Origin of the sequence: Paraburkholderia sp. SOS3 (assembly GCF_001922345.1) — a bacterium.
In the GTDB taxonomy this organism is placed as follows: domain Bacteria; phylum Pseudomonadota; class Gammaproteobacteria; order Burkholderiales; family Burkholderiaceae; genus Paraburkholderia.
Genome location: NZ_CP018812.1, coordinates 872,856 through 890,833, shown reverse-complemented (window position 1 = coordinate 890,833; position 17,978 = coordinate 872,856). Strand labels below are relative to the sequence as shown.

General features: G+C 61.0%; 17 protein-coding genes. 11 read left to right on the top strand and 6 right to left on the bottom strand.

All coding sequences use genetic code 11. The features are described 5' to 3' along the window. Positions 1–9 precede the first annotated feature (9 nt). Entirely contained in the window at positions 10–1,806 is a 1,797-nt protein-coding gene (locus BTO02_RS23990) for an L-lactate permease (protein WP_075159702.1), read from the bottom strand. Positions 1,807–2,026: 220 nt separating this feature from the next. Continuing rightward, the gene (locus tag BTO02_RS23985) at positions 2,027–2,623 is read right to left on the bottom strand and encodes a CBS domain-containing protein (RefSeq protein WP_083615339.1); all 597 of its coding nucleotides are present in this window, start codon (positions 2,621–2,623) and stop codon (positions 2,027–2,029) included. Positions 2,624–3,034: 411 nt separating this feature from the next. Between BTO02_RS23985 and BTO02_RS23980 the strand changes: the two genes are divergently transcribed. The 3 genes from BTO02_RS23980 (at position 3,035) to BTO02_RS23970 (ending at position 4,776) form a co-directional block, all read left to right on the top strand. Beyond that, entirely contained in the window at positions 3,035–3,517 is a 483-nt protein-coding gene (locus BTO02_RS23980) for a glycoside hydrolase family 108 protein (RefSeq protein WP_075159701.1), read from the top strand. Next, complete coding sequence (locus BTO02_RS23975) at positions 3,517–4,212, top strand: hypothetical protein (protein WP_075159700.1); 696 nt, start codon at positions 3,517–3,519, stop codon at positions 4,210–4,212. The genes BTO02_RS23980 and BTO02_RS23975 overlap by 1 nt, the downstream gene beginning before the upstream one ends. A gap of 132 nt (positions 4,213–4,344) precedes the next feature. Then, complete coding sequence (locus BTO02_RS23970) at positions 4,345–4,776, top strand: hypothetical protein (RefSeq protein WP_075159699.1); 432 nt, start codon at positions 4,345–4,347, stop codon at positions 4,774–4,776. A 25-nt stretch (positions 4,777–4,801) separates the two neighbouring features. Here the strand turns inward: BTO02_RS23970 and BTO02_RS23965 are convergent, their stop codons facing one another. Then, on the bottom strand, positions 4,802–5,773 hold the full coding sequence (locus BTO02_RS23965) for an AraC family transcriptional regulator (protein WP_075159698.1): 972 nt from the start codon (positions 5,771–5,773) through the stop codon (positions 4,802–4,804). Positions 5,774–5,867: 94 nt separating this feature from the next. Here BTO02_RS23965 and BTO02_RS23960 point away from each other — a divergent pair, with 94 nt between their 5' ends. From BTO02_RS23960 to BTO02_RS23950, 3 genes are all read left to right on the top strand, one after another. Beyond that, the gene (locus tag BTO02_RS23960) at positions 5,868–6,698 is read left to right on the top strand and encodes an oxidoreductase (protein WP_075159697.1); all 831 of its coding nucleotides are present in this window, start codon (positions 5,868–5,870) and stop codon (positions 6,696–6,698) included. Positions 6,699–6,814: 116 nt separating this feature from the next. Continuing rightward, positions 6,815–7,198 carry a VOC family protein gene (locus BTO02_RS23955; protein ID WP_075159696.1) on the top strand — a complete coding sequence of 128 codons (384 nt, stop codon included), beginning with the start codon at positions 6,815–6,817 and terminating at the stop codon, positions 7,196–7,198. A gap of 4 nt (positions 7,199–7,202) precedes the next feature. After that, a complete protein-coding gene (locus BTO02_RS23950; protein WP_232243651.1) occupies positions 7,203–7,517 on the top strand; it encodes a hypothetical protein in 315 nt (104 codons plus the stop codon). Positions 7,518–7,559: 42 nt separating this feature from the next. Here the strand turns inward: BTO02_RS23950 and BTO02_RS23945 are convergent, their stop codons facing one another. Next, complete coding sequence (locus tag BTO02_RS23945) at positions 7,560–8,393, bottom strand: class I SAM-dependent methyltransferase (protein ID WP_075159694.1); 834 nt, start codon at positions 8,391–8,393, stop codon at positions 7,560–7,562. A 454-nt stretch (positions 8,394–8,847) separates the two neighbouring features. Between BTO02_RS23945 and BTO02_RS23940 the strand changes: the two genes are divergently transcribed. The 4 genes from BTO02_RS23940 to BTO02_RS23925 all read left to right on the top strand — a co-directional run bounded on the left by BTO02_RS23940 (position 8,848) and on the right by BTO02_RS23925 (position 14,775). Next, positions 8,848–9,387, top strand: a complete 540-nt coding sequence (locus tag BTO02_RS23940) for a YkgB family protein (RefSeq protein ID WP_075161319.1) — start codon at positions 8,848–8,850, stop codon at positions 9,385–9,387. A gap of 664 nt (positions 9,388–10,051) precedes the next feature. Beyond that, positions 10,052–12,373: an alkaline phosphatase family protein gene (locus BTO02_RS23935; RefSeq protein WP_075159693.1), complete on the top strand. Its 2,322-nt coding sequence runs from the start codon at positions 10,052–10,054 to the stop codon at positions 12,371–12,373. A gap of 198 nt (positions 12,374–12,571) precedes the next feature. Next, entirely contained in the window at positions 12,572–14,041 is a 1,470-nt protein-coding gene (locus tag BTO02_RS23930) for a cytochrome-c peroxidase (protein ID WP_075161318.1), read from the top strand. Positions 14,042–14,103: 62 nt separating this feature from the next. Next, positions 14,104–14,775, top strand: a complete 672-nt coding sequence (locus tag BTO02_RS23925; RefSeq protein WP_075159692.1) for a hypothetical protein — start codon at positions 14,104–14,106, stop codon at positions 14,773–14,775. Between the two features lie 51 nt (positions 14,776–14,826). Here the strand turns inward: BTO02_RS23925 and BTO02_RS23920 are convergent, their stop codons facing one another. Both BTO02_RS23920 and BTO02_RS23915 read right to left on the bottom strand, forming a co-directional pair. Next, positions 14,827–15,720, bottom strand: a complete 894-nt coding sequence (locus tag BTO02_RS23920) for a 2OG-Fe(II) oxygenase (RefSeq protein ID WP_075159691.1) — start codon at positions 15,718–15,720, stop codon at positions 14,827–14,829. A gap of 118 nt (positions 15,721–15,838) precedes the next feature. After that, positions 15,839–16,867 (bottom strand): AraC family transcriptional regulator, encoded by a 1,029-nt coding sequence (locus BTO02_RS23915; RefSeq protein ID WP_075161317.1) that lies wholly within the window; start codon positions 16,865–16,867, stop codon positions 15,839–15,841. A 164-nt stretch (positions 16,868–17,031) separates the two neighbouring features. On the opposite strand from BTO02_RS23915, the gene BTO02_RS23910 reads away from it, so the two are divergent. After that, entirely contained in the window at positions 17,032–17,970 is a 939-nt protein-coding gene (locus BTO02_RS23910; RefSeq protein ID WP_075159690.1) for a 3-keto-5-aminohexanoate cleavage protein, read from the top strand. Positions 17,971–17,978: the final 8 nt, after the last annotated feature.

Sequence of the window (17,978 nt, the reverse complement as noted above, 5' to 3'; positions counted from 1 at the left end):
TTCTCTCGCCTATGGAATGACTGAGGGAAACACATACGCCTGCAGCATGGCGATGATCCCGATTACCGCTGCCCCCGCAATCGAATGGAAAAATACCGTCCTGAAGATCGGCCCTAACGCGAACGACCGCTCCTTCGGATCATCGTAGCAAGCCGCGCAGGCCACCATGATCGACTGCGCGTCGATCATCTTCCCCATCACCCCGCCCGTGGAATTCGTCGCGACGATCAGTATCGGATTCAGGTTCAGTTGCTGCGCCGTAATCCGCTGCAGGCTGCCGAACAGCGCATTGGACGCCGTATCGGAGCCGGTCAGGAATACGCCGAGCCAGCCGAGGTAGGCAGCGAAAAACGGATAAAGAAAGCCGGCATGCGTGAACGCAAGACCGAGCACTGCGTCCGTGCCCGAATAGCGCGTCAGAAATCCAAGCCCCAGAACCTGACCGATCACCAGCACCGGAATCTTCATCCGCCGCATGGTCTGGATGAACGCTTCCTTCCATTGCGCTGCATTCAACTTAAGAACAATGCCGGCAAGCAAGGCCGCGACGAACACGCCCGTCCCCGCGGTCGATAACCAGTTGATTGTGAATTTGGCCGCTTCCGCCTTCGCGTTGACGGGCGCGACCGGCGGCATGCGTTGAACGAGGTTGTGCAGCGCAGGCATGTCCCACACAGGCAGCGACAGCGAACCGGCAAACGGCGAGCCGAGCAATGTCGTCGAAAACGTCACGCCTGAAAACAGACCGTTGAGCAGCTTCTTGAACTCCGGCACACCCCACAATGCGCAACACGCAATCAGAATCACCCACGGCATCCATGCATGAATCGTCTCCCGCGTGGTGTAGCGGTACTTCCATCCGTTCGAGTCCGCAGTGACGGTTTCCGGGTTCTGACCCGCGCGCTCGAGCGCCTCGCGCTCGGAGCGCAGCAGAAACCGCGTCTTTGGATGCCAGACGAAGCGCAGAAACAGCGCCGTGCAGATCACCGAAAATACACCTGACACCACATCGGTCATCAAATGCAGCGCGCTGCTGCCCGATGCGAAAAACTGCATCGCCGCGAACGTCAAACCCGCGCACAACATTGCCGGCCAGACTTCGAACACCTGCTTCCAGGTGCCACCTTCCATTTTGACGAACGTCGCGACCAGCCAGAACGGCACGAGTACCGACACGAACGGCAACTGCCGCCCCGCCATCGCCGACAGGGTCACCTGGTCGAGCCCGCTGACCGCTGCCAGTGTCACGATCGGCGTGCCGATCGCACCCCATGCGACCGGCGCCGTGTTCGCGAGCAGATTCAGCACCGCGGCCTGGAAAGGCCTGAAGCCGAGGCCTACCATTACGGCCCCGGCGATCGCGACCGGCGTCCCGAACCCCGACGTGCCTTCGATAATCGCGCCGAACGAGAACGCGATCAGCACGCACTGCAAGCGCCGGTCGAACGAGATATGAACGATGGATTCCTTCACGATCTCGAACTTGCCGCTCACGACACTCATCGTATAGAGGAACATCGCGGCCAGCACGATCCAGATGATGCCCAGAAACCCCGACAGGGTGCCGAGTGCAAACGCCGAGACGGCCGATACCAACGGCATCCGGAACACGAGACATGAGATGACGAACGCAGCGATGACGCCGAAGAAGGCCGCATATGGCGCGGAGATGCCGAGGTGCACATTGCCCTGCGAATCGCGATGCCGGTGCAATGCGATGAAATAAAGCAGCGTCAGGATGGGAATGGCGGCGGCGACCGTCGAAAGAAGCGCATTGCCGAACGGGTTATAGGTTTGGTGGTACATGGTCCTTCCTCTTTCTTGTCTTAGGATTAGGGACTACCGTGCACTTTTCCCGCGTAAGGCGGTCATCCGGCCGAGCCTCGCATGCTTTCTAAATGCCGACGCTCGCCTTACATCCAAGATGTATAGCGGGGTGCATCGTCGAGGTCAAGTTTTGCTGCAGTTGCGCAACTGATCAGCCGACGCGGACGGGCTGCGCAATGCCGATTGAATGGAGTTCCAGCTAGCGCATCGGATTCAAATCGCACATCAATGCGAAGAGATCCGATTGCGTGAGAATGCCGACGAGCCGGCACTGGCGATCGATGACGGGCAGATGATGGTGCCCCTTCGCCATAAAGCGCGGAACGACGTCCGTGAGCTTCTCGTCCGAAAAAACGGTCGCCACGGAGGCTGACATGATGCTCGATACGCCATCCGTGCCCGCTGCCGAGGGAGTTTCCCTCGATGGTGCGTCACCAATTGCACGGAGATGGCCGGCGACGCGTCGCAGATCCGCGCGGCTCACCACGCCCAGAAGACGGTCGGATGCATCGATAACCGGCAACAGTTTGAAGCGATAGCGAGACAGCAGATCTTCCGCGCGCTCCTTCCTGTCAGTGGGCCTGACGGTGATGACGGGCGCCTGCATGACGTCGGCGCACCTGAGTTCCAGCAGACCATGCAGCATGGACTGACGCCGCAACTCGGCAAGAAGCGCCCTGTCCTGCACGGCGCCCCCGGCGCCACCGCCATGGCCCGCGGTGTGCGCATGTGCCGACACGTGATGAAAAGGCATTCTTCCGACGATGCGTCGGCCGAGATAGCGAAAGCTCATCATGTCCGTCCCACGTTGAATTGCCGGATGCTGTGCGATAAAGCAGCAAAGCAATGCAGCGCAGTACTAAGTGTGCAAAGAGGAACCGATTTTCGCGCTTGGCAATTCCCTGTGTCATGCCCGAGTCGATCGGGGATGCTCCACTGTCCGCGTCACCCACCGACAATATCACAACATGATATATATGTGAACGGCAAGGGGCATCGTTCATTTATCCCGGTCGTACGAGATGTCTTCCGCAGACGAACGCTCTGCTGCAAAGCGTTGGCCGATGCACGACACTCTCCTGCATCCGTGCGGCTACGGATCGCCCGAACCGCGGCCGGCAAAGGCCCGTGCGCATGGCACGGTCAATGCGTGAATGAGGCCGTCAAGAGTCGTCCATCGAGAACATCTCGAGCAAGGAGACGGTAAATGAACAGCTTCGACGATGCGTTCAGGTCCCTGATCGGAAGTGAAGGCGGCTATTGCTTCCATCCCGCGGACCCCGGCGGCGAGACGATGTGGGGCGTGACGGCACGCGTGGCGCGCAGCTTCGGCTATACAGGCGCGATGAAGGACTTGCCGCTCGAAACCGCCATGCGGATCGCCAAGGAAAAATACTGGGATCCGCTGCATCTGGATGAACTCGATCCGCGCGTCGCCTTCCAGATATTCGACGCGAACTATAACGGCGGCCTCGTGGTTTTGTGGATGCAAAAGGCCTCCGGCGCACAAGCGGACGGCAGGTTCGGTCCGGACACGATGGCGGCCGTCAAAAGCGCGGACCCGATGAAATTTATCCTGCGATTCGTCGCGTATCGGCTCCGGTACCTCCGAAACCTGCCTACGTGGTCCACTTTCAGTCGCGGGTGGACAGACCGCATGGCAACCAACCTTCTCCTGGGAGCAGCATGATGGACTGGTCAAAAGTCGCATCGAGCATCGGCAGCACAACTCCTTTGCTTGCCGAACTGATCGGCGGCCCGATCGGGTTGGGCGTAACGACCGCCGCCGCGCTCATTTCGCACACGCTGCGGACACCCAACGATCCGCAGGCGGTTCAAACGGCGCTGAACGACGACCCCGCGGCACTCGACAAGCTCAGACAGGCAGAAGGCGCTAACGCGGCGCAATTGCAGCAACTGATGGTGTCACAAGCTCATTTCGCGTATCAGGCCAACATGGCGCGCATCCAGGCACGCGATCGCGCCGATGCCCGCGCGATGGGTATCGCTAACAAGGACTGGGTGCCGAAGGCGCTTGCGATGTCGGTAACCGGCGGCTTCTTCGGCATTCTGCTGCTCATGACGTTAAAGGCGCTGCCGGCCGAGAACAGCAATCTCGTCAATGTCGTGATCGGCGCGCTCGGCACGGCATGGATCAGCATCATCGGCTACTACTTCGGCACGTCGGCCGGTTCGGTACGAAAGACGGAACTGCTCGCCATGCCCAGTGTGCCAATCACCGCGGATAGCGCGCTTACGCTCCGCGAACCGGCACCGCCGACGGCACCGACGCTGCGGCCGCATGCCGCGACAAGCGCGCCGCTCGCCGAGCTGTTCCCGGCATTTGCACCGGGCGGGCAAGGCCCGATTTTCGGCGAATCGTGATATGCGGCGGCACGACTGTGCGGGCGGCCAGTGCGCCGCCCGCACACGCGTTCTCCGTGAAGACTCGACAGTACCTGAAGCAGAGGAATGCGGGACAATGATTGCTTATACGCCGCCGAGTCCAGAGAAAACATGAGACGACTTTTCCTCGCTGCCCTGAGCGCCACCTGCTTCGCGACCTGCGCCCATGCGCAGAGCAACGCGCCCGGCCCGCTCGCCACGCCCTCCGGCGAACTGCAATTCGCGCGGGTCGACCGCGATTTCGTGGGGATGCTCGACAACCAGGTTTTCGATCGCTTCGGCGCGAACACGCTCACGCATTTCGACGACATCGGCGATGCAACTCAAACCGTGACGCGCACACTCGTGCAGACAGATTCCGGCCCTGTGCTGTATGACTTTCGCCACCATCCAACACTTGTGCAACGCTCGAACAGGCGCATGGCGGTCAAGCGCGTGTTCTGGCAAGACGACGAAGTCGTTTTGCAAGGCTCGCAGGGCTGGTTCCGGTTCAAAAGCGGCACGCTGACGAAGCTGCAATCGTCGAAGACGACTTACCATTGAATGGCCCCACCGAAGCATGAATCACTCAATGTGACGAAACATAGATTCCATCGGCGAACGCTTCCGGAACGGCAAAGCTCTCGCGCATGCGTTTCGTCTCCGCGGCAGGCGTCAATCCGAATAGCCGCTTGAACTCCCTGCTGAACTGCGACGCGCTCGTGTAACCGACGGCGTTGCTCGCGGCCTCCGCGGTCAGGTCCTGACGGACCATCAGCAGACGGGCCTGATGCAGACGAGTCGACTTCACGTACTGCATCGGCGACACCTGCGTAACGGCCTTGAAGTGACTATGGAAACTCGGCACGCTCATACCCGCTTCCTCCGCGAGCTGCGCCACATCGAGCGATTGCGCGTAGCCGGCGTGAATCAGGCGTAGCGATCTGCCTATCCTGCCGAACTGTCCGCGCATTCCCAACGCTTCTCGGATCGAGCGCCCCTGGGCTCCGGTAAGCACCCGGAAATACAGTTCGCGCAGCAGGCCCGGGCCCAACACCGCCGCTTCCAGCGGGCGGTTCATCGCCTCCAGAAAACGCAACACGGAAGCCTGCATTGCGTCGTCCATCGGTGTGGACATCATGCTGCGAGGCGCTTGCATGCGTTCCGCTATGCCTTCGCGGTCGATCAGCGCCGCCAGTTCGGCGGCGAGGGCGAAGTCGAGGTGCAGATAGAGCGCGAGCAGCGGGCGCTCTGGCGTTGCGTCGGTTTCCATGCTGAACGGTACGGGCACGGACACCGCCAGGTAATGATGCTCATCGTACAGATAGAGCTGATCGCCGAAGTAGCCGCGCTTGCGGCCCTGGCAAACAATCACGATGCCCGGATCGTACAGAACCGGCGTGCGCGATAACGCCCGGTTCGACCGCAGGATCCGCACGCTCGGCAGTGCCGTCAGGTTGTAGCCTTCATCGGGCGCCAATGCGTGCAGCAGCGCGACCATGCGCTTCTGGCTGCGAGAGACCGGCGCGCAATGGTCAGTGGACGCGCGCTTCGTACTCATAGTTTTAGGCAATAAATTCAGCGAAATCTGGCTTATTTGCATTCGGTGTGCAGACTAGTATGCACTCTCGAAACAACATTCGGGAGAAGTTTAAATGGCATCCGGCAAAATTCTGCTCATTACAGGCGTCAGCAGCGGCTTTGGCCTCGCGCTCGCGAAGGAAGCGCTAGCTGTCGGTCATACGGTGGTCGGCACGGTAAGGAGTGCACAGGCCAAATACGATTTCGAGTCGCTGTCAGCGGCTGCTTTTGCACGTGTCCTCGATGTGACCGATTTCGACAGCATCGACGGTATCGTGTCGGAGATCGAGGCGAGCGTGGGGCCTGTCGACGTACTGGTCAACAACGCAGGCTATGGTCACGAAGGCATCATGGAAGAATCGCCGCTATCGGAAATGCGGCGGCAGTTCGATGTCAACGTATTCGGCGCGGTCGCGATGATGAAAGCGGTCTTGCCCTACATGCGCAAGCGTCGACGCGGCCACATTCTGAACGTGACATCGATGGGCGGTCATATCACCATGCCTGGGATCGCTTACTACTGCGGTAGCAAATTCGCGCTTGTCGGGATCTCCGAAACGCTCGGCAAGGAGGTCGGGTCTTTCGGTATCGCCGTAACAGCCGTTGCGCCGGGTTCGTTCCGCACCAATTGGGCTGGCCGCTCGATGATTCGAACGCCTCGCTCGATTCCCGACTACGACGCGATCTTCGATCCGATCCGCAAGGCACGCGAGGAGAAAGACGGCAGGCAGCTGGGGGATCCACGGAAAGCAGCGCTCGCGATGCTCGCGGCGATTGCCGCGGACCATCCACCCGCCCACCTGTTGCTCGGCAGCGATGCACTGGGACTCGTGCGAGACAGGTTGTCGGCACTTGCAGACGAAATCCGCGCATGGGAAACGGTGACGGTCTCGACGGACGGGTGAGCGCCGTTCATCAGGCACCTGGACGGAGGTCGGATTTACTTGAATGCCATCAGACCTCGACTATGTTGAATGATGGCGACACAGCACTCAACGCCAACATCCAGTGAGGTGACGACATGGGCGTCCAGCTAAATCACACGATTGTCTGGTGCAGCGACAAGCGGAAGTCGACTCGATTCCTGATGGACATCCTGGCGCTTCCAGATCCCGTCGAGTTCGGGCAGATGCTCGTCGTTCAGCTCGACAATGACGTGTCGCTCGACTTCTTCGAACGCGACGGCGCAATCTCGATGCAGCACTATGCGTTTCTGGTCAGCGAGGACGAATTCGACCACGCCTTCGCCCGTATTCGCGATAGAGGACTTCCATACTGGGCCGACCCGGGCAAACAGCGCGCCGGCGAAACCTATCTGCACAACGGCGGCCGGGGAATGTATTTCGACGATCCCGATGGTCATTTTCTCGAGGTCATGACGCGCCCTTACAAGATCGGGACCTAGCGGCTTGAAAATCACCACGAATCGGCGCCAACGCGTCGGGGCGGGCGTGCGGACTTCAACGGCTGCGGGCGTCGCCGTCGTAATGATCGCGCTCATCAACGGCTGCGCGTCGACGCGGCCCCCGCCCGCGACAAACCAGATCGCGTCGCCGGAAACAGACGACGCGCACCCGGCCATGCTGCACGCACCCAACGCGGCGATACCTGCTCACGCCGCGTCGAAACCGCCGCGGCTCAGCGTCGGCACCAGTTTCCCGGATACGCAATTGATTCTGCCGTGGTTTCTCAACGACATCATCAACTTCGTGAACTACCGTTAGTGTCCGCGCAACGCGCCGCTGCGTTATCGCACAGCGAGCCATTCACAGGCGTTCCACCACGACTTCGAGATACCCGCTCGGCAGCACGAGTGTCGCGTCGTTCGACCGGTTCCGGCTCTCGATCAGTGCCGTCAGGTCGGCGACGAATGCCGCCCGGGATTCGCCTTCGAGCGCGGCGAAGGCCTTGTTCATCGGGCCGTAGAACGTGCGGAAGACCTCGATGAAATGCGCCGGCGACCGATAGCGGAACGTGAAATGGCGATCGATCGTCGTGATCGTACGGGCGCTGCCGTCGAACAGCTCTTCGAGGCGCGCCTTCGTGCCCCAGAGTGCCGGCGACTTCACGCCTGCCGGCGGCGGAATGTACTTGCCGATCGTCTTGAATACCTGCCCGATGAAACTCTCGGGCGTCCAGTTCGCGAGGCCGATCCGGCCGCCCGGCCTGCAAACACGCGCGAGCTCGGCTGCCGCCTTTTGCTGGTCGGGCGTAAACATCACACCGAAGGTCGACATCACGACGTCGAATGAAGCATCGCCATATGGCAGCGCTTCAGCGTCCGCTACCTCGAACTGTACGGAGAGCCCCTCGGCTCGCGCACGCGCGCGGCCCGAATCCAGTAGCGAGGCGACGTAGTCGGTCGACGTGACGTCACACCAGCGGCGCGCGGCAGCGAGCGTCGCATTGCCATTGCCGGCGGCAACGTCGAGCACGCGACTGCCGGCGCGCACATCGAGCGCCTCACAAAGGTTTTCTCCAACGATCTGCAGCGTGGTGCCGACGACGGCGTAATTGCCTGTCGACCAGGCTGCCTGTTGGCGAACCTTGACGGCGGCGAAGTCTGCAACGGGTGCGAAAGCGGAATCAGCAGCGGACATAAGGAACTCCTGAAAGACGAGAGCAGCAATTCGCGCATGCCGGGTTGCGCAGCGTCGCATCTTCGATGCTCGACGAGCGCCTCACCGTTCTTTATTGCCAAATTGCGTGAGTCCTAGTATCGGCATGCCATTCGTATCGGGAAATGACCGGGCGTCCAGATATTTTGCGCGGGACGCCGGAACTGATGCTCGGCCTCGTTGGCTGCGGTCCGGCCAGGCAGTCAAGGCGGCAGCGCAACCCGTCGGTCTGCTCGGCTGCTGCGCCGGCCGCCTGATGCTTTCAGGCAATTTTCCGATCCGATTGAGTATTAAAAGCACCGCTGCTGACGGACATACTGCTTCCACTGACGAAAGCGAACCGTTGAAAAGCGCTTTTAACGGTGCGCGTTCAGGGCTCTGCACTTCGGGCCGATACCGGCGCCGGAGGGCTCACTGTTCCAACATGGAGAAAATCATGAATTACCTTGTCAACATACTGGGCCGTTCGGGTCTTTTGAAGCACGATCTCGACTATCACCTGCTGCGCGCCGCGATGGTGGTCATCTTCGCGTGGTTCGGCTACGACAAATGGTTCAACGCCGAAATCACGGGACTGATTCCACTGATCACGCACGGCCCGCTTATCTTCTGGATGATTCCGGTGCTGGGCGTCGGCGGCACGAGCGTCCTGCTCGGAACTGCAGAATGGACTTTTGGCTCGTTACTGTTCCTTGGGTACTGGAACAAGAAACTGGGCGTGCTGGGTGCCTTGGGTTCGACGTTCAGCTTCATCGCCACGTTCTCGATTTTCCCGTTCGCTCCAGGCGCATGGGATCCTGCAGCAGGAGGGTTTCCCGCGATGACAATCGTGTCGGCCTTCCTTTTGAAAGACCTTGTTTTGCTCGTCGTTTCGATCTACCTGCTCAAGCAGGATGTGTCCCGAGTCATCGATGCTCGTACTGCGTCGATTAAGGGAGCACCTTCTGCTTCGCAAGCTCGCCGCGTAACGGCGTAAAGAACCCAGCCCCGCCGCTCACCTCGCTGCGCGGCGGGTGATCTGGTCCGGCATCAAAAAATACCGGCGCCGAAGGTGCCGGTGAAGAAACTCGGCCCCCCAAACCAGCCGAATACGATGAACCAATCCAGTTTTTAAGAGCGCTGTGCGCGCACATCGTCGCTGTTTCGATATCAGTTCAAACTTACGGCGGCCGCTCGTTGAACCGCCGGCATCGCGGTGCGCGCATCGATTGATTCAAAACATGTTTTCAATACCCATTTCCAAAAACATACGATCTAACTACTAACATATTACATTATAATGACAATAACCCAGAGGACGTTCGTCAGCTCTTCTGAAGCGGTTCCCTTGGATCAAACCTCATTCGTCCGTCCCCAAGCCCGGCCTGGAATCTGTTGCCCCGTCAACACCCATTGCCTCCCATCGAGAGTCGCGTCCGCAGCCCTGGAACGAACGCGATATTTATCAGCGTTCCTTTTCATATAAATACAATTGAAAGGAATTGAATTAAAGGTTATCGGAAAGTATTGAAAGCGATTTTGAATGTCATTTTTCACAAAATGTTAATTTTGCGCCCCGATAATCCGACCCCGCCGCTAGCAGATCCAGCGTTCAAAAGAGCACAAGAAGTAGCAACGCAACTATCCCCAGGGGCTCCCACATGTCGGTCATAACTAAACCTCGTAATATTTTTCTTCTAACTTCGATCGCGTCGGCATGCATGCTGACCGCGTGCGGTGGCGGCGACGATAGCCCGTCGACGTCCGCAGGCAGCGCGCAGCAAGAGCAGACACTATCGGGCGTCGTCGTAGCCGCGGGCTATGTTCCCGGCAATACGACCGGCAACCCGACCATCAAGGCAGGCTATTACAGCGGCGCTACCGTGTGCCTCGACGCGAACGGCGACGGCGCATGCGATTCCGCATCCACGACGACAGACGCGAATGGCCGCTTCACGCTGAAGACCACCGGTACCGGCCAGTTGATCGCCGACGTCGGCACCAAGGCCAAAAACACCGCGAACGGCCAGGCCGTCGCCAGCCATATGATTCTGCGCGCATCGTCTGCGCAGATCGCCGATCAGGGCGCAACGAGCGTCGTGATCAGCCCGATGTCGAGCGAAGTGCAGCGTCTCGTCGAGGCGAACGGCACCAGCTATGCGACCGAGAAAAGCAACCTGGCCTCGCGCATGAGCGCACCGGCATTGGGTGCATCGTCGGTGGCAGTGAACGCATCGAACGTGCTCGGCGATGTAAACGCGTTGTCAGGCGCCGCGCAGCAATCCATTCTGTTCGAAGACAATCAGCTGGCGAACCGCTACACGTACGCGACGACCAAATTCGATCGCCACGACCTGTACCCCGATAACCTCGCCGTGCCGGGCGGCGATCCGTCGCTGGTCGGCCTCACGAACGTAAGCACCGCCACCGCCGTCGTACCCGCGAAACGGCAAACGCAGATCACGTTCGCACAGTCGCAGCAGGCCGCGTTCAACATCGAAGGCATTCCGCGCTACGACAACATCTTTATCGTGATGCTGGAGAACAAGAGCACGAACACGATTCTCGGTTCGCAGTTCGCGCCGAACATCAACGCGCTGCTCGCTGCCAACAACAACTTCACCACCTACTACGCGACCGGCAACCCGAGCGAGCCGAACTACACGGCACTCGGCGGCGCGGACGATTGGGGTATCACCGACGACAACTGGTGGGGTTGCGGCGCCGGCGCGCCGGGCAGCGGCGTGAACAATGCACCGACGGACGCGCTGTTCCCGGGCGGCACGGCATCGGACGGCGCGCCGCTCGTTGCGACGACGGGCATCACCCCGCCGCTCGACACCGCGCACCTATCGAACGTCGGCACCGCCACCTGCAACGTCGGTACGGCTGCGAACCACAACGTCTCGGCGCCAAGCCTGTTCACGCTGATTTCGCAGGCCGGCATGAACTGGCGCACGTATAGCGAATCGATGAACCCGGGTCAGGATCCGCGCTCGGACAGCATTGCCGATGCGGCGGTGTCCGACACCTACACGGGTCCGGGCTCGGTGGGCACGGCGTTCGCGGTTCCGAACGGCCTCTACAAGACGAAGCACCATCCGGGCATGGCCTATCAGACAACACGCGATCTGCCCGAGTTCTACGCCGATAACCGCACGGTGTTCGGCACGCAATACACCGCTGCGGACTGGGCGAAGTCGACGGCCTACACGATCCCGACTGGCTACAACTACGACCAGTTGAGCACCGACCTTGCGACCGGCGATGTGGGCAATATCAACTTCATCATGCCGGACCAGTGCGACGACATGCACGGCGTGGGTAACGATACCTCGTGCAAGAACACCAATCTGATCCAGCGCGGCGACGCGTACGTCAAGCTGATCGTCGACAAGATCCAGGCATCGCCGCTGTGGACGAACCGTCAGCGCAAGGTCGCGATCGTCGTCATGTTCGACGAAGGCGGCGGCTCCAGCACCTCGTGCTGCGGCTGGAACACGTCGAAGACGAGCGGCGACCAGCCGCTGCAACAGAACGCGGACGGCACCTTCTCCCCGGTGGCGGCGCCGCTCCTCAAGTACGGCAACGGCAACTTCGGCCATGGCAACTCGATCTTCGGCATGCTGACGAACCAGCAGACCGCGACGCAGGGCGTCACGGACAGCGATTCGTACAGCCACTTCTCGCTCGTGCGCACGTTGCAGGACATGTTCCAGATTGCCGACCCGCAGCAACCGGCCACGTACCTGGCCCGCGCGAAGTACACGGAATCGTTCATCGCTCAGAACATCCTGAACCTGCCGGAATTCGCCAGCAGCGCGGATACGCACTTCGATTCGGTGCGCCCGATGAACCACGCCTACGTCATTCCGGCGGCGTACACGCAGCGCCTCAACCCGGGCGACGTGAGCGGCACGTCGCTCGCTACCGCTCAGGTCGGGCCGGACGCGAGCCAGACCAACGCCTGGACGCAAAAGTAAGCAATGCAGACGCAGCGGCGAGGACGCGCATCACCGTGCCCCGCCGCAGAGACTGTCCCTTCCTCAATACCAGTCGATGCATGGCAGGCCGCGTGATGCGCGGCCTGCCCGTTGCATTGTGTGACATCGCATCTGCGCCTGCTTTCGAATGCCGTTCTCAAACGGAATCGACAAAAGGCGGACCAGCAAGGAATCGATATGCGCAAGCTTTATGTCGGCACGCTCACGGGTGCGCTCTTACTGATGCTGGCGGCGTGTGGCGGCGGCAGCGGAGATTCGTCCCAGACCTCGTCGGGCGGGGCGTCCGGGTCCGGCGGGGGCACGACGCAGCAGGTCAAGCTCAGCGCGGCTGCCCAGGTCGGCAAGCAACTATTCTTCGACCAGAATCTGTCGCGCGGCAAAAACATGTCCTGCGCGACCTGCCATAGCCCTCAATTCGCGTACGGACCGCCCAACAGCCTGTCCGTGCAACTCGGCTCGGATCCTTCGGTGGCCGGCCAACGCGCGGTGCCCTCGCTGCGCTACAAATCGATGACGCCGCCATACGACGACATCGCGGCGAACCCCGACGGCCTCACGCAGAATGCGCCAGGCGGTGGCTTCATGTGGGACGGCCGTGCAACGACGCTCGGAACTCAGGTGTCGCTGCCGCTTCTCAATCCGCTTGAAATGAACAACGCGTCCGCGGCGAACGTAGTGCAGGCCGTACAAGGCGCGTCCTATGCGGCGCTGTTCCAGCAAGCGTACGGCGCGGGCGTGTTCTCGAATACGGATACCGCGTTCGCCGACATCGGGCTGGCGCTAAAGGCATTTCAGGAAGAAGATCCGAGCTTCGAGCCGTACACGAGCAAGTTCGACCTGTATCTGGGCAACAAGATCGGCGGCACGCTGACGGCAGCGGAGCTGCGCGGACTCGCGCTCTTCAACAACACGGACAACGGCGCGGGATGCGTGGCTTGCCATTACGGCGGAGCGAACTTCAACGGCTCGGTGGGGCTGATGACGGACTTTACGTATCAGGCGATCGGCGCGCCGCGCAACGATGCGCAGATTCCCGGCAATCCAGACCCGATCCCGAGCAATGCGGATACCGCGTATTACGACATGGGCCTGTGCGGTCCGCTCGCGACGATTCACCCGCCCGGCACCGCGAACAGCGGCAGCGGTCCGGATCCGTTCACCGGCGTGAACGTTCCTGATCCGTATTGCGGCCGTTTCAAGGTGCCGACGCTGCGCAACGTCTCGACGCGCACGGCGTTCTTTCACAACGGCGTATTCCACTCGCTCGCGCAGGTACTGAACTTCTACAACACGCGCGACACGAACCCGGAATACTGGTATCCGAGCACGGGTGGCGACACCAGTCAGATGGTTCAAAACCCGTCGTTCGCGCTGTTCGCGCAGGCCGCGTCGGGCGCCACGGTCGCGCGTTTCAACGATTTGCCCGCGCAGTTCCAGGGCAATATCGACGAAGAGTTGCCGCTCGGCCAGGGGCAAACCGATGCGGGCGGCACGACCGCGGCGGACGGTGCGCTACCGCGCGCGGTCCATTCTGCGCCGCAGATGACGCCGCAGAATATCGCCGACGTGATCTGCTTCCTGAACACGCTGACGGACGGCTATCAACCGCCCGCCACGCCACCGACGAGCGGCGCCTGCGTCAACTGAAGAAGAACGACGCACGAGCGACGACTCAATCCAGAAACGACCCAACCTGAGCAACATAGACCATGATGCGACGTTCTACCGCTGCCCGCCTTGCTGGCGGCGCGCTGTCCCTGATCGCCCTGACGCTGTTCGCCGGCTGCCATAACAGCCGCCAGGATGCCAGTCGCGAGAATTTCACCGCCGCCGTCAACGGCTTCCTCGCGCAGCACGGCCATCTGTGTCTCGCCAAATACGACTGGCCGATCTACGTGACGACCGACGATCGTGCCAGCGGCACGCGCGACGCGATCCAGATGCCCGTGCTCGAAAAGCTTACCCTCGTGGCGGGCAAGGACATGCAGGTCGAGCGTGTCGACACGGACGGCAAGAAGATCACCGCGATGGCGCGACAGTATCAGTTGACGCACGAAGGTCAGAAGTACTATCTGCACACGCCCGAAGTGGTCGCAACAGCGACGTCGCGCGTCACGCATCCGGCCGACTTCTGCGCCGCGACTCTCACGCTCGATAAGGTGGTGGGTTGGGAAAAGCCGATGCAACTGAACGGCAAGACCGTGACGTCGGTGGTCTACACGTACAGGATCGACCCGGCGCCGTGGGCGAAGGACGCCGACGCGCAGCGCGTGTTCCCGATGATCAAACGCGTGATCGAGGGCGCGGGCACGATGCAGTTGCGCGAAGGCGTGCATCTGACAGCGGATGGCTGGGTCGCCGACGAGGTATTCCAGCGCTGAAGTGCCGGCGGGCAAGTATGGGGGCGGCTACGCGCCGCCGCCCGCGGCCGCTTACGTACTTTCACGCGGCACGAAGCGACGCGTACGAATCCATTTCGTGGCAACCCACTTCTCGCCTGCGCGCAACGGCGTGCTCGCGTGCAGCGAACTCGGGTCGGACAGACCGAAGCGGTTGCCGTATTCGAAATAGAGTGCGTCGCCGCGCCGTGGCGTGACCGACCAGCCGAGATGCGGGAAGACCGTTTCGCCGCCGCCGCTATCGACATCGTTGAGGTACATCAACAGTGTGCCCACACGTTGGCCGCTGCGAGCGGTCGACTCGATATTCGACGTGTTGTTCGCGACCAGATAGTCGACGTGCGGCGTCGATTCGGCGCCGGCTTCGTAATGCAACAGTTGCAGGCCTTCGCCATTTTCGACCGGCAGCCCGGTAAGTTCGGCGATACGCGCTTCGAGGCGTGAGATCAGCGGCGTTTCGCCGAGGCGAAAGAACATGCCGTGGCTGCTGCGATGCCCGGCCACGACATGACGGCCCGTCACCGGGTCGACCACAGTCGAGCGGTCGAGGCGCGGTCGCGCGAGTGCAATCAACTGCTCGCATTCGTTCGCGCCGAGAAAATTGGCGAGCTGGACCGCGGCTGGCCGCTGCATGCGCGCGACGACCCGCGCCGTGCGTTCGCCGAGCGGAATCAACGGGCCGTCTGGTATGCGCAACGCCTCCGGCTGGTACGTCAATGGCGGCGCGCCGACCTCTATGGTGCCGCCAGGCAATGGCATGCCATACATAAACGCCGACGACACCGCATCGACCATCGCCGATGCAAGCTCGAGCGGGTTGCTTCGGCCGACCAGTTCCTCGATGATCGCCGACGGCGCCACGCCGCGCGTCAGATTGTGGGCGATCCAGTCGCGGATTTCGGCAGGAAAACTGACTGTTATTGTCATCGGTATATCGCAGATAAAGCGAGGCAGGTTATGAACGCAACAGCGAGCCGCCATGATAGCGGCCGTCCATGACGCTAGCGTATGCACATACCGGTTCGCAAAACAAAAAAGATCGGGCTCATTGCTGCCGGATTCCGCCCGGGCCCTTTCCTGTCCAGCGCTTCAGTGCCCTGCGGAAATTGGCCGTGTCGCTGAAGCCCACGAGCATGGCAACGTCTTCCGTGCTCATCTTCGTCGTCTTCAGGTACTCGGTTGCCAACGAGCAGCGCACGTCGTCGACGATGGCAAGAAAGGACGTGCCTTCCGCCTCGAGCCGCCGGCGCAGCGTTCTGCTCGTCATCTTCAGGACCGCGGCGACCGTTTCCATATCGGGAAACTCGCCGGGTTTGCGCATCAATTCCTGATAAACCTCGCCAGACACGCCGAACGATGTCTTGGCTTGCCCGATCAGCCGGTCACATGTTTCCTGAAGCAGTGCCGCCGAATGCCGGTGCGCGAGCTGCGGCCTGAATTCGAGTATCGCGCTGTCATAGATGAGCTCGCACTGCTGCGCCTCGAATTCACAAGGGCAGCCGAGATACACGGGATAAATATTCGCGTGCGGTGGCGCCCGATAGGAGAAACGCGCGAGGACCGGCGGGCAGCTTCGTCCTGCAACGTCTTGCAGGTGCGTGACGTGCTGCGTGTATTGCTGCTCGAGCAAAAACCGCTGAACGTCGTGCGGAAGGTTCGAAGCGAATGCATCGGGAAACGTCCAGACGGATCTGTCCGGATACTCGGTCCATTCGATCGTCAACGTCGGCGTTGCGAGGCGATGGTATTTCACGCCAAGCCGGAAGTAATCGCGCAGCGAAAGGCAAGACATCAGCGCGTATCCATACATGCCGTACGCCGCGAGATGCAGACGCGAACCGGTCATGAAAGGCGTAGCAGCGCTCGATGAGAGATTGACCGCATTGCTGCAGACCGCAGCGTACTGACGTACCGACGTCAGAAACGATGCGTCGTATATCTGGCTCGGCGCCACGCCACTTCCTTTCAGGCTCTCCTCTGCGCTAATGCCCTGTTCCGCGAGAACCTCGACCAGTGCCGCGATCTTATACGGCGCATAGATGCGCTCGTTCAGCAGCGGAAATTTCGAAGACAACATGCCTCCTCCGGATGTCCTGCAGGGACATCACTCTGTCCGGAAACGACCTTACGGGGCAGATCGTATCTAACTATCATCGGTACAACAAGATGCGGGCTCCGTGCTGAACGGCGGCCCGCAAACATATCGGAGACACGGGCGCCCTCGCGGCGCGCTAAAGAATGAGCAACGCAAATCGTAAGGTCATCATTACGTGTGCGGTCACAGGGTCCGCGCATGTTCCGTCGATGTCGGAGTACCTGCCGCTCACCCCCGCCGACATTCAGGCTCAAGCGATCGAAGCGGCGCAGGCCGGCGCGGCAATCCTGCATCTGCACGCACGAAATCCGGACGATGGCCGGCCGACGCCCTCGCCTGACGTGTTCAGGCAGTTCGTTCCGGCGATTGCCGCGCAGACCGACGCAGTCATCAATATCTCGACCGGCGGCAGCACGCGCATGACACTCGATGAACGATTGGCCTATACACGCGTCGCGAAGCCCGAGATGTGCTCGCTCAACATGGGCTCGATGAATTTTTCGCTGCACCCTATCGCGGCCAGGATGCCGTCGTGGCGATTCGACTGGGAGAAGGAGTACGTCGAAGGCATGGAGGACATGATCTTCCGTAACACCTTTCGCGACATCAAAAACATTCTGACCGAGTTCGGCGAGTACGGTACCCGCTTCGAGTTCGAGTGTTACGACGTCGGGCACCTCTACAACCTGGCCCATTTCGTCGATATCGGACTGATCAGGCCGCCGTTCTTTATCCAGTCCGTGGTCGGCATTCTCGGCGGCATCGGCCCCGACCCGGAGAACCTCAATGTGATGCGCTCGACTGCCGACCGTCTGTTCGGCCGCGATCAGTATCAGTTCTCGGTTCTCGGCGCCGGTCGGCACCAGATGTCCCTCGTGACCATGGGCGCGATCATGGGCGGCAACGTTCGCGTCGGACTGGAAGACAGCGTCTACCTGTCGAGAGGCGTGAAGGCAAGGACGAACGCCGAGCAGGTCCGGAAAATCCGCCGGATTCTCGAAGAGCTGTCGTTCGACATTGCAACACCCGCAGACGCTCGCGAAATACTCGGGCTGAAGGGACGCGACAACGTTTCGCTGTGAGCGAGCAT

Bases quoted from the DNA above. Each gene is read 5' to 3' on its own strand.
- BTO02_RS23990 (WP_075159702.1), bottom strand. From the start codon at position 1,806: ATGTACCACCAAACCTATAACCCGTTCGGCAATGCGCTTCTTTCGACG.
- BTO02_RS23985 (WP_083615339.1), bottom strand. From the start codon at position 2,623: ATGATGAGCTTTCGCTATCTCGGCCGACGCATCGTCGGAAGAATGCCT.
- BTO02_RS23980 (WP_075159701.1), top strand. From the start codon at position 3,035: ATGAACAGCTTCGACGATGCGTTCAGGTCCCTGATCGGAAGTGAAGGC.
- BTO02_RS23975 (WP_075159700.1), top strand. From the start codon at position 3,517: ATGGACTGGTCAAAAGTCGCATCGAGCATCGGCAGCACAACTCCTTTG.
- BTO02_RS23970 (WP_075159699.1), top strand. From the start codon at position 4,345: ATGAGACGACTTTTCCTCGCTGCCCTGAGCGCCACCTGCTTCGCGACC.
- BTO02_RS23965 (WP_075159698.1), bottom strand. From the start codon at position 5,773: ATGAGTACGAAGCGCGCGTCCACTGACCATTGCGCGCCGGTCTCTCGC.
- BTO02_RS23960 (WP_075159697.1), top strand. From the start codon at position 5,868: ATGGCATCCGGCAAAATTCTGCTCATTACAGGCGTCAGCAGCGGCTTT.
- BTO02_RS23955 (WP_075159696.1), top strand. From the start codon at position 6,815: ATGGGCGTCCAGCTAAATCACACGATTGTCTGGTGCAGCGACAAGCGG.
- BTO02_RS23945 (WP_075159694.1), bottom strand. From the start codon at position 8,393: ATGTCCGCTGCTGATTCCGCTTTCGCACCCGTTGCAGACTTCGCCGCC.
- BTO02_RS23940 (WP_075161319.1), top strand. From the start codon at position 8,848: ATGAATTACCTTGTCAACATACTGGGCCGTTCGGGTCTTTTGAAGCAC.
- BTO02_RS23935 (WP_075159693.1), top strand. From the start codon at position 10,052: ATGTCGGTCATAACTAAACCTCGTAATATTTTTCTTCTAACTTCGATC.
- BTO02_RS23930 (WP_075161318.1), top strand. From the start codon at position 12,572: ATGCGCAAGCTTTATGTCGGCACGCTCACGGGTGCGCTCTTACTGATG.
- BTO02_RS23925 (WP_075159692.1), top strand. From the start codon at position 14,104: ATGATGCGACGTTCTACCGCTGCCCGCCTTGCTGGCGGCGCGCTGTCC.
- BTO02_RS23920 (WP_075159691.1), bottom strand. From the start codon at position 15,720: ATGACAATAACAGTCAGTTTTCCTGCCGAAATCCGCGACTGGATCGCC.
- BTO02_RS23910 (WP_075159690.1), top strand. From the start codon at position 17,032: ATGAGCAACGCAAATCGTAAGGTCATCATTACGTGTGCGGTCACAGGG.